The 5,219-nt window shown below is 65.4% G+C and carries 4 protein-coding genes and 1 pseudogene; 3 read left to right on the top strand and 2 right to left on the bottom strand.

The genetic code is table 11. From position 1 onward, the window contains the following. Together QZ281_RS15305 and QZ281_RS15300 are read right to left on the bottom strand one after the other, a co-directional pair. On the bottom strand, nucleotides 1-946 hold a 946-nt coding region (locus QZ281_RS15305), incomplete at its 3' end, for an IS1 family transposase (protein WP_292229835.1). A 290-nt stretch (nucleotides 947-1,236) separates the two neighbouring features. Then, a protein-coding gene (locus QZ281_RS15300; RefSeq protein WP_112862666.1) for an IS5 family transposase occupies nucleotides 1,237-1,994 on the bottom strand; the annotation gives its coding sequence in 2 pieces (ribosomal slippage) (nucleotides 1,237-1,673 and nucleotides 1,673-1,994; 759 coding nt in all). Nucleotides 1,995-2,054: 60 nt separating this feature from the next. Between QZ281_RS15300 and QZ281_RS15295 the strand changes: the two are divergent. From QZ281_RS15295 to QZ281_RS15285, 3 genes and pseudogenes are all read left to right on the top strand, one after another. Then, a pseudogene (locus tag QZ281_RS15295) lies at nucleotides 2,055-2,426 on the top strand (oleate hydratase); the annotation flags it as partial. A gap of 35 nt (nucleotides 2,427-2,461) precedes the next feature. Beyond that, nucleotides 2,462-4,906 carry a heavy metal translocating P-type ATPase gene (locus QZ281_RS15290; RefSeq protein WP_017505079.1) on the top strand — a complete coding sequence of 815 codons (2,445 nt, stop codon included), beginning with the start codon at nucleotides 2,462-2,464 and terminating at the stop codon, nucleotides 4,904-4,906. Between the two features lie 103 nt (nucleotides 4,907-5,009). Next, nucleotides 5,010-5,219 (top strand): transporter substrate-binding domain-containing protein (locus QZ281_RS15285; RefSeq protein ID WP_292229834.1); only part of this gene is annotated, 210 nt, incomplete at its 3' end.

The raw sequence follows: 5,219 nt of genomic DNA, 5'->3' as shown, positions 1-5,219 counted from the left end.
GCCGCTCCTGACGCCGCCGCTCTGCGGTGAAGCTGTCGGTCAGGTCGAGCAGATGGTCGACCTCCCACACGCCGTCGGCGATGCCGGCTTCCATGGCCGGGGTCAGGCGCTTGATCCACGGCAAAGGGTTGCCCTCCGCGTCTTTGAGAGGCTTGCCCTTCTTGTCGGTCTGGCGCTTCGGAGCCGGCACGACGCAGTAGTTCTGATAGACGAGCGTGAGCGCGAGTTGCCTCTCGTGGTGCTCTGCCGACTTCGAGAAGGCGTTAGTGCGCCGTCCGAACCGACGGTTCTTCATCCGCACGTTCAGGTTCTGACGTTCGACGAAGGCGGTGTGGATGTCAGTCTCGTCGATCTCGCCCGACTGCACGATCCGGTCAGCGCCGACGCACCGCTTGCGCTGGAGTGTTTGGCCGTCCTTACCCTTGGTCTGGTAGCGCTTCTTGTAGACGCCGTGATCGGCATACGACCCGAACACGTCGCCCACGGCGTCGACATAGGACGTCAGGCCGTCCGTAATGATCTTCGGCCGCACGACGAAGGGCCCGCCCGCGTTCTCGCGCAGAAGCTTGTCGGCCGTCGATTGCATGAATGCCCTCGCATGAGGGTAGCTGCGGTCGCCGAGGTGGTAGTTGAAGATCAATTTCGACTTGGCGCAAACGGCCAGATAGCCCCAGACCGTTCCGGCGCCCTCGACGGGGACGGTCATCCTGTCGACGTTCACCTGCTTGGCGCCCACGAACGAATAGAGTTCGTCCGCCTGGATCGTCTCGACCATCAGGCCCTTGGTGCGCTTCATCAGAGTGATGGCCATATCGCCCGCGTCAGCAAGCAACTTGGCGACAGAGTTCTGCTCGACGTCGAAAATGCGCTCGCACGAGCGGATGGAGACCCCTTCGCAGAGGCTCGCAAGGATTTGGCGGCGCGTGCGCCGATCGAGTTTAGCCATCCAGCCCCGTAGCTGACGGGGCAGGGCCGGCAGTCCTCTGAGTGTCTTGGTTCATCATGGCAGGCTCCAGATTTCACTGTCGGGTAGCTCCGACACCTGGGGCACTAGCAAAATCTCGGCTTCAAGTCAAGTATAAACTGCACTAGTGTCGACACTATACTACGTTAACCTTACTGGTATCAACCCAGTTAGGTTAACATTGGGTTATTACAATAGTAATATTTCGCCGTCCAAAAGAATATCTAGCATGGCCTTGCACTACCTGCTCGACCTCCCCTTAGGCTCAGGACTCATAGCCAGAACAGCACTGTGGCGGCGAGGGCTATGGCGGACAGGAAGACGGTCGGGCAGCGATCGTAGCGAGTGGCGACCCGTCGCCAGTCTTTCAGGCGGCCAAACATGATTTCGATCCGGTTTCGCCGCTTGTAGCGTCGCTTGTCGTAGCGGATGGGTTCGGTCCGGGATTTGCGGCCAGGGATGCACGGCGTGATCCCCCTGGCCTGCAAGGCGTCCCGGAACCAGTCGGCGTCGTAGCCCCGGTCCCCCAGCAGCCACTGGGCGCGGGGCAGACTGTCCACGAGAGCGGCAGCGCCGATGTAGTCGCTGACCTGACCCGCTGTCATGAAGAGGCTGATGGGCCTTCCGTTGACGTCTGTCACGGCGTGAAGCTTGGTGTTCATGCCGCCTTTCGTGCGTCCGATCAGCCGCCCGAGGCCCCCTTTTTTACCGCGAGGCTCGAAGCCGTGCGGTGCGCCTTCAGATAGGTCGCGTCGATCATGACAGTCCGACGTTCGGTCTGGGCGCCGGACAGGCCCTCCATCATCCGGACGAAGACGCCCGCCTCGCTCCACCGCTTCCAGCGATTGTAGAGCGTCTTGTGCGGCCCATAGGCCGACGGCGCATCCCGCCAGCGCAGGCCGTTGCGGTTGACGAAGATGATCCCGCTCAATACCCGGCGGTCGTCAACGCGCGGCTTGCCGTGGCTCTTGGGGAAGAAGGGCTCCAGCCGAGCCATCTGCTCGTCCGTCAGCCAATACAGGTCGCTCATATCCAGACTCCTCAGGAGCCTGAATCAGATCGCACGCCTCACTTCAATGGGTCCTGAGCCTACATCACCGCCTTCTTCATGCCGCGCCAGGTCGGCGATCGGCCCGACGTGGTGCCGGAGGGAGCGGTCAACTTCGCCTTCATTGGCCAGTTCGCGGAATCCAGACAACGCGACTGCATCTTCACCACCGAATATTCGGTGCGTACGCCGATGGAGGCCGTTTATACGTTGATGAATGTCGAACGCGGCGTGCCGGAAGTGTTCAACTCCACCTATGACATTCGGACCCTGCTCGCCGCCATCACGCCTCTTCGGGATGGCGAAGGCATAGAAGTTCCCGGCCCCGCCTTCCTGCGCAAACTGCTGATGAAGAAGCTTGAAGGCACCGAGATTGCGAAACTGATCGAGGAGTTTCACCTGATATCGGAGTGAGCGAAGCGCGACGTCGTCGCGAAAGAAGGTGAAGAATGACCAACGACGATCGCCGCAGCGGCCCCGCCGCAGGCCGGCGACATCACCATCCTAAGGGGTCGGACGGCGCGACGCCGGCCGGCCCGCCCCTGCGCGATCCGGTCTGCGGCATGGCGGTCGATCCCGCGACCGCCGTTCATACGGAGCACGAGGGTCGGCGCTTCTTCTTCTGCTCGTCAGGCTGCAAGGCGAAGTTCGTTGCCGATCCGCACCGCTATGCGTCATCGGCCGGCCAGAACAACGCCTTGAGCGCCGATGACCGTCCGCATGCCCGCCCCCATCCGCACGGAAAACCTGCAAGCCGAAACACGGCGTCGGCATCCATGGACGTGATCTGGACCTGTCCGATGCATCCGGAAATTCGCCGCGACGCGCCGGGAAGCTGCCCGATCTGCGGCATGGCGCTGGAGCCTCTGGTCGCGACGGCGGACCTCGGCCTAAGTCCCGAGCTGGCCGACATGACGCGGCGGTTCTGGATCGGTCTGGCGCTGGCTCTTCCGGTCTTTCTGCTGGAAATGGGCGCTCACCTGGTCCCGGCGCTGCACCATCTCGTGCCGATGCGCGTCTCTGTCTGGATTCAGTTCGTCCTGGCGACGCCGGTGGTCCTCTGGGCGGGATGGCCGTTCTTCGAACGCGGCTGGGCCTCGCTGGCGAACCGCAATCTCAACATGTTCACCCTGATCGCCATGGGAACAGGCGTCGCCTGGGTTTACAGCGTCGTCGCGACCCTGGCGCCGCACCTCTTCCCCCGGGCCTTCCGCACCGCCGACGGCGCGGTCCCGGTCTATTTCGAGGCGGCCGCCGTCATCACGGTTCTGGTGCTGCTCGGCCAGGTGTTGGAGTTGCGCGCCCGCGAACAGACCTCCGGCGCGATCCGCGCTTTGCTCGACCTCGCACCGAAGACCGCGCGGAGGATCGGACGGGACGGTCGGGAGGAGGATGTGCCGATCGACGCCGTCGCCATCGGCGACAGGCTCAGGATCCGGCCCGGCGAAACCGTGCCGGTCGACGGGGTGGTCGAGGAGGGGCGCTCGTCGATCGACGAATCCATGGTGACCGGAGAATCCATGCCGGTCACCCGCACGGCCGGCCAGGCCGTGACCGGAGGCACGTTGAACCAGACGGGAGCGCTCATCATCCGCGCGGAAAAGGTCGGGCGCGACACCATGCTGGCCCGGATCGTCCAGATGGTGGCCGATGCGCAGCGGTCGCGTGCGCCGATCCAGCGCATGGCGGACAGGGTTTCGGGATGGTTCGTCCCGATCGTCATCGCCATCGCCCTGTCGGCGTTCACGGCATGGGCGATCTGGGGGCCGGAACCTCGCCTCGCCCATGGTCTGATCGCCGCCGTCTCCGTCCTGATCATCGCCTGTCCATGCGCCCTCGGGCTCGCGACGCCGATGTCGATCATGGTCGGCGTCGGCAAGGGCGCGGCCAGCGGCGTTCTGATCCGAAACGCCGAGGCGCTCGAACGGATGGAGACGGTCGACACCCTGGTGGTGGACAAGACCGGCACCCTGACCGAAGGCCGGCCGTCAGTGGTCCGGATCGTCGCCGCGCCCGGCTTCGGCGAGGAGCCCCTCCTGCGCTTCGCCGCCGGGGTGGAAAAGGCGTCGGAGCACCCGCTCGCCCGGGCGATCGTCGCCGCGGCCGAACAACGCCGCATTCCGATACCCGAGGTGTCCGACTTCGATTCGCCGATCGGCCAGGGGGCGACCGGTCTTGTGGACGGGCAGTTCGTCCTTCTCGGCGGCGCGGCCTTCCTTGCGGAACACGGCGTCGATACGGCCGCGCTCGCGCGGGAGGCGGACGCTCTGAGACGCGACGGCGCCAGCGCCATCTACATCGCCATCGACCGCGCGCTCGGCGGGGTCTTCGCCATCGCCGATCCGATCAAGGCCACGACGCCGGCGGCGCTGAAGGCCTTGCACGGCGAGGGCATCCGCATCGTCATGCTGACCGGCGACAATCGCACGACCGCCGAGGCGGTCGCCCGCGAGCTCGGCATCGACGACGTCGAGGCCGATGTGCTGCCCGACCAGAAGGCGGCGGTCGTCGCACGGTTGAGGGCTCAAGGCAGGGTGGTCGCCATGGCGGGCGACGGCGTCAACGACGCGCCCGCGCTCGCCGCCGCCGATGTCGGAATCGCCATGGGCTCGGGCACGGACGTGGCGATCGAAAGCGCCGGCGTGACACTGTTGAGGGGCGATCTGACCGGCATCGTCCGGGCGCGGCGCCTGTCGCGGGCGACCATGGCCAACATCCGGCAGAACCTGGCTTTCGCCTTCCTCTACAACGCCGCCGGCGTGCCGATCGCGGCGGGGGCGCTCTATCCGGTGTTCGGCCTGCTGCTGTCGCCGGTCATCGCCGCCGCGGCCATGGCTCTCTCGTCGGTCAGCGTGATCGGCAATGCGCTTCGGCTGCGGACCACGAGGATATGACGGACGCGGCTCTCGCCGGAGTGGAACGGCGAGGACCAAACACCTATCGTCAGCCAGACCGGTCGAAACGGTGCGGCGCTTGAGGATGGCAATGGACGTGTCGATGCAGATCATCCGGTCCGAACTGGCGCCCCTGGGACGGTTGCGCGTGGCGATCAATCTCGGCAATCCAGTCTTGGCGCAGAGGGCGGCGGACGGGGCTCTCGCCGGCGTGTCTGTCGATCTCGCCTGGGAGATCGCTGTGCGCCTCGGCGTGGAGATGGAGCTGTCGAACTTCGCCACGGCGGGGGCGGCGGTGGCGGCGCTTCAGGAT

This window comes from Brevundimonas sp., from assembly GCF_018608325.1.
In the GTDB taxonomy this organism is placed as follows: Bacteria; Pseudomonadota; Alphaproteobacteria; order Caulobacterales; family Caulobacteraceae; genus Brevundimonas.
This window is presented reverse-complemented; position numbering and strand designations above follow the sequence as displayed.

Excerpts from the sequence above, each read along its gene's own strand:
- QZ281_RS15290 (WP_017505079.1), top strand. The coding sequence starts at position 2,462 with ATGACCAACGACGATCGCCGCAGCGGCCCCGCCGCAGGCCGGCGACAT.